Source organism: Citrobacter sp. (genome assembly GCF_050252275.1).
Lineage (GTDB): Bacteria > Pseudomonadota > Gammaproteobacteria > Enterobacterales > Enterobacteriaceae > Citrobacter_A > Citrobacter_A amalonaticus.
The window spans coordinates 1-4215 of sequence record NZ_JBFWLF010000355.1 but is presented as its reverse complement, the minus strand read 5'-3'; the positions used below and the strand labels follow the sequence as shown (position 1 = coordinate 4215).

The window sequence follows — 4215 nt, the reverse complement described above, 5'->3', positions numbered from 1 at the left end:
CCATCGGTGACGGTCTGGTGGCGCAGATCCCTTCTCTTCTGCTCTCTACCGCCGCCGCGATCATCGTGACCCGCGTCAGTGACAATGGCGATATCGCCACCGATGTTCGCGCACAGTTACTGGCCATCCCATCGGTGTTGTATTCCGCCACCAGCATTATGTTTGTACTGGCTGTGGTGCCGGGATTGCCTCATTTCCCGTTCCTCGCGTTCAGCGGCCTGCTGGGCTTCACCGCCTGGCGGATGAGTAAACGTCCGAAAGCCGCTGAGGCTGAAGAGAAAAACCTCGAAACGCTGACGAAAACAATCGTCGAAACGACCGAGCAGCAGATTACCTGGGAAACCATCCCGCTGATTGAGCCAATCAGCCTGAGTCTGGGATATAAGCTGGTCTCACTGGTGGATAAATCAAAAGGCAATCCGCTGACCCAGCGTATCCGTGGCGTGCGCCAGGTAATCTCCGATACCAACGGCGTGTTGCTGCCGGAGATTCGCATCCGTGAAAATTTCAGGTTAAAGCCCAGCCAGTACGCGATCTATATCAACGGGATTAAGGCCGATGAAGCCGATATTCCCTCTGACCGCCTGATGGCGCTACCTTCCAGCGAAACTTACGGCGAGATAGATGGCATTCTGGGTAATGACCCGGCGTACGGGATGCCGGTGACCTGGATCCAGGCAGCGCAGAAGGCGAAAGCGTTGAATATGGGGTATCAGGTGATCGACAGCGCCAGCGTGATTGCCACGCATGTGAATAAGGTGGTGCGCAGCTACATTCCCGATCTGTTTAATTATGATGACATTACGCAGTTGCATAACCGTCTCTCGTCAATGGCACCGCGCCTGGCGGAAGATCTCAGCGCCGCGCTCAACTACAGCCAGTTGCTGAAAGTGTATCGGGCGCTGCTGACTGAAGGCGTATCACTGCGCGACATTGTGACTATCGCCACCGTGCTGGTTGCCAGCAGTAGCGTAACGAAAGATCCCATTCTGCTGGTCGCCGATATCCGTCTTGCACTGCGTCGCAGCATTACGCACCCGTTTGTTCGCAAACAGGAGCTGGCGGTCTATACGCTGAATAACGAACTGGAAAACCTGCTTTCTAACGTGGTGAATCAGGCGCAGCAGAGCGGTAAGGTGATGCTCGACAGCGTGCCGGTGGATCCGAACATGCTTAATCAGTTCCAGAGCAATATGCCGCAAATTAAGGAGCAGATGAAAGCCGCAGGCAAAGAGCCGGTGCTGCTGGTCGCGCCGTCGCTACGTCCACTGCTGGCACGCTATGCCCGACTCTTTGCGCCGGGTCTGAACGTTCTGTCTTATAACGAAGTGGCTGATGAACTGGAGCTGAAAATTATGGGGGCACTGAGTTAAATAATTACCCGGCTGTTTAAGTCGGCGTTTTTTCTGCCGCTTTATAAAGATGACGCGACAAGGAGGTCGCGCTTCAAATGCCTGCTCAAGTTAAAGGATTGATGAGTGACCATTCAACAGAATATCCCATCCCCTTCAGAAAACGACGCTCAGCATGATGACGTCAGATTGTACTGGCGCACATACCGGGAGTTTGTGCGCCAGCAAGAGTTGCAACAACATAATGAAACGCAATCAACAGATGACGCGATGCCCGCGCACGTCGCGCTCATCGAACCCGTCGATCTGTTGCTGGCAGGCACGATGATGCTTGTCTTCATCATCCTGCTGCTGCTTGCCTGTTAGATGATGGTATTTTCCTTGAGGATCCGGCGTGCGCCGAGGAAGTGATCCTGCCAGAACGGATCGGTCAATTGGCTCACCCGGATGGTTTCGCCCGTACGCGGGGACTGGATAAACTGTCCATCCCCCAGATAAACGCCCATATGGTCGGCGATATCCTGACTGTGTATATGGAAGAACAGCAGATCGCCACGGCGCAGGTCACGGTTAGCGACAATCGTCGCCCGACGGTAGTGATACATTTCATTTGCCGTGCGCGGTAATTTGGCCGCCAGGATTTTATTGTAGGCGTAGAAAACAAGCCCACTACAGTCGAATCCGCGATTCGGATTGATGCCTCCCCATACGTACGGTTTCCCCAGTTGCGCCTCAAGGCGATGAATCGCCACTTCCGTGATGTTCTGCAAATGGTCACTAGTGAGGAACGCCTTATTTTCTGCCAGTTCCTGCCAGCGATGGTTGTCCGCGCGCAGCGGCCCCGGGAACCATTCTGGATGCTGTTTAAGCAACTCACGGTTGTGCTGGCGCAACGCTCTCTTGCTGCCCGGCTTTCCGGAAACAATATAATGCGCCTGCCTTCTGCGCTTCGCCTGATATTTACTGAGCAGGCGTTCACGGTTATGCATCCGCAACGTCGCGGCGTAGCTAAACGTCTGATGTGAAGAGACGGCTGCAGATAACGGTGAATAAAGGAGACATAACGAGAGTAGCCCCGGCAGAATGGCGCGCGGAGCACCTGATAAAAACATAAAAAAACATAACCTAAATAAACAGTGAGGCGACAGTTTAACCAGGGGAGGAACTGACCAGGCTTAATAATCAATAATTAAAAAATTAATGGTTTATTATCAGTGAATTGTATCCGCCAGGCCCCTGCCGACGAGCCTGACATCCGTTCTGCGGAAATAGACAAAATCGGGCCGGTTCTGACAGCCAGTGTCGCTAACGTTCTGTATAAATTGTAAACGCACCACGAGGGGCTTGCGAAAAACTGTCGTGGTGTTAATGTGAGCGTTCCAAATCCAGATTAGTCCGATTTGGGGATCTTATTTTTGCCGTTCTGGCGTGTGCAATCGTTTTATCAAGGAACAAGCAGTATGCGTAAAATCGCATTATTTATTGCGATGCTTTTGATCCCGTGCGTGTCATTCGCCGGCTTGCTGAGTAGCAATAGCTCCACAACCCCCATCAGCAAAGAGTATAAGCAGCAATTGATGGGATCGCCGGTCTATATTCAGATCTTCAAGGAAGAGCGCACGCTCGATCTCTACGTCAAGATGGGCGAACAGTATCAACTTCTCGACAGCTACAAAATTTGTAATTACTCCGGCGGATTAGGTCCAAAACAACGCCAGGGCGATTTTAAAAGTCCGGAAGGTTTTTATAACGTCCAGCGTAGCCAGCTCAAACCTGACAGCCGCTTTTATAAAGCCATTAATATTGGCTTCCCCAACGCCTATGACCGTGCTCATGGTTATGAAGGCAAATATCTGATGATTCACGGTGCCTGCGTCTCGGTTGGCTGTTACGCCATGACCGACAGCGGCATTGATGAGATTTTCCAGTTTGTCACCGGTGCGTTGGTCTTTGGTCAGTCGAGTGTGCAGGTCAGTATTTATCCCTTCCGCATGACCGATGCCAATATGCAGCGTCACAAGTATTCGTATTACAAAGAGTTCTGGTCGCAGTTAAAACCGGGATACGATTACTTTGAGCAGACCCGCAAGCCACCGACCGTGTCGGTTGTCGATGGCCGCTATGTCGTCAGCAAACCGTTGAGTCATGAAGTGGTTCAGCCGCAGCTGGCGTCAAACTACACGCTCCCCGAGACAAAATAACGCCCACTCGCCTGGCATAATCTTTTGCCAGGTTTCGTTGCCTGTCAGCGGTTGCGTGGCAATGACGGTGACCACATCGTTCGGTGTGGTCTCTTTCTGAAAATCTATCTCCACATCCTGATCGAGCAACGTGGCGACGCCAAACGGTGCACGGCGCGTGATCCAGAACAGATTCGTTGAGCAGAATGCCATCACATAACGACCATCTGACAACAGCATGTTAAAGACCCCTTTCTCACGCAGTACGCCCGCCAGCGTTGCGATATACCTGAACACCGCCGTCATATTGCCCGGCGTGCGCGGGTAGCGCTGAGTGAGTTTGTGCAGCAACCAGCAGAATGCCTTTTCGCTGTCGGTTTCACCCACCGGGCGAAAATTGCCGGTTTCCAGCGTTTTATAGCCCGAAAGCTGCCCATTGTGTGCGTAGGTCCAGTGGCGGCCCCACAGTTCACGCGTGAAGGGATGGGTGTTCTCCAGCGCCACTTCGCCCCGGTTCGCCTGGCGAATATGGGCAATCACGGAACAGGATTTGATCGGGTAATCCTGAACCAGTCTGGCAATAGGCGAATTAAAGCTGGGTTGCGGATCTTTGAACGTCCGGCAGCCTTTGCCTTCATAGAAGGTGATGCCCCAGCCGTCTTTATGCGGCCCGGTTCCTCCTC

At 52.7% G+C, this 4215-nt stretch carries 5 protein-coding genes; 3 read left to right on the top strand and 2 right to left on the bottom strand.

Going from position 1 to position 4215, the window contains the following annotated elements:
• Together AB7E14_RS21350 and AB7E14_RS21345 are read left to right on the top strand one after the other, a co-directional pair.
• Positions 1 to 1373, top strand: a 1373-nt coding sequence (locus AB7E14_RS21350) for an FHIPEP family type III secretion protein (RefSeq protein ID WP_428169920.1), incomplete at its 5' end; no start/stop codon positions are given.
• Positions 1374 to 1478: 105 nt separating this feature from the next.
• Entirely contained in the window at positions 1479 to 1718 is a 240-nt protein-coding gene (locus AB7E14_RS21345) for a hypothetical protein (protein ID WP_044327753.1), read from the top strand.
• On the opposite strand, the gene AB7E14_RS21340 is transcribed toward AB7E14_RS21345, so the two are convergent.
• Complete coding sequence (locus AB7E14_RS21340; RefSeq protein ID WP_316962896.1) at positions 1715 to 2464, bottom strand: C40 family peptidase; 750 nt, start codon at positions 2462 to 2464, stop codon at positions 1715 to 1717. The genes AB7E14_RS21345 and AB7E14_RS21340 overlap by 4 nt on opposite strands.
• Positions 2465 to 2812: 348 nt before the next feature.
• Between AB7E14_RS21340 and dpaA the strand changes: the two genes are divergently transcribed.
• Entirely contained in the window at positions 2813 to 3553 is a 741-nt protein-coding gene (gene dpaA / locus AB7E14_RS21335) for a peptidoglycan meso-diaminopimelic acid protein amidase (protein ID WP_042997828.1), read from the top strand.
• Here dpaA and AB7E14_RS21330 read toward each other — a convergent pair.
• Positions 3524 to 4215: class II glutamine amidotransferase (locus AB7E14_RS21330; RefSeq protein ID WP_428169919.1), on the bottom strand; the 692-nt coding region annotated here is incomplete at its 5' end. The genes dpaA and AB7E14_RS21330 overlap by 30 nt on opposite strands.

Coding starts and splice junctions, on each gene's coding strand:
- AB7E14_RS21340 (WP_316962896.1), bottom strand. CDS start 2,464: ATGTTTTTATCAGGTGCTCCGCGCGCCATTCTGCCGGGGCTACTCTCG.
- dpaA (WP_042997828.1), top strand. CDS start 2,813: ATGCGTAAAATCGCATTATTTATTGCGATGCTTTTGATCCCGTGCGTG.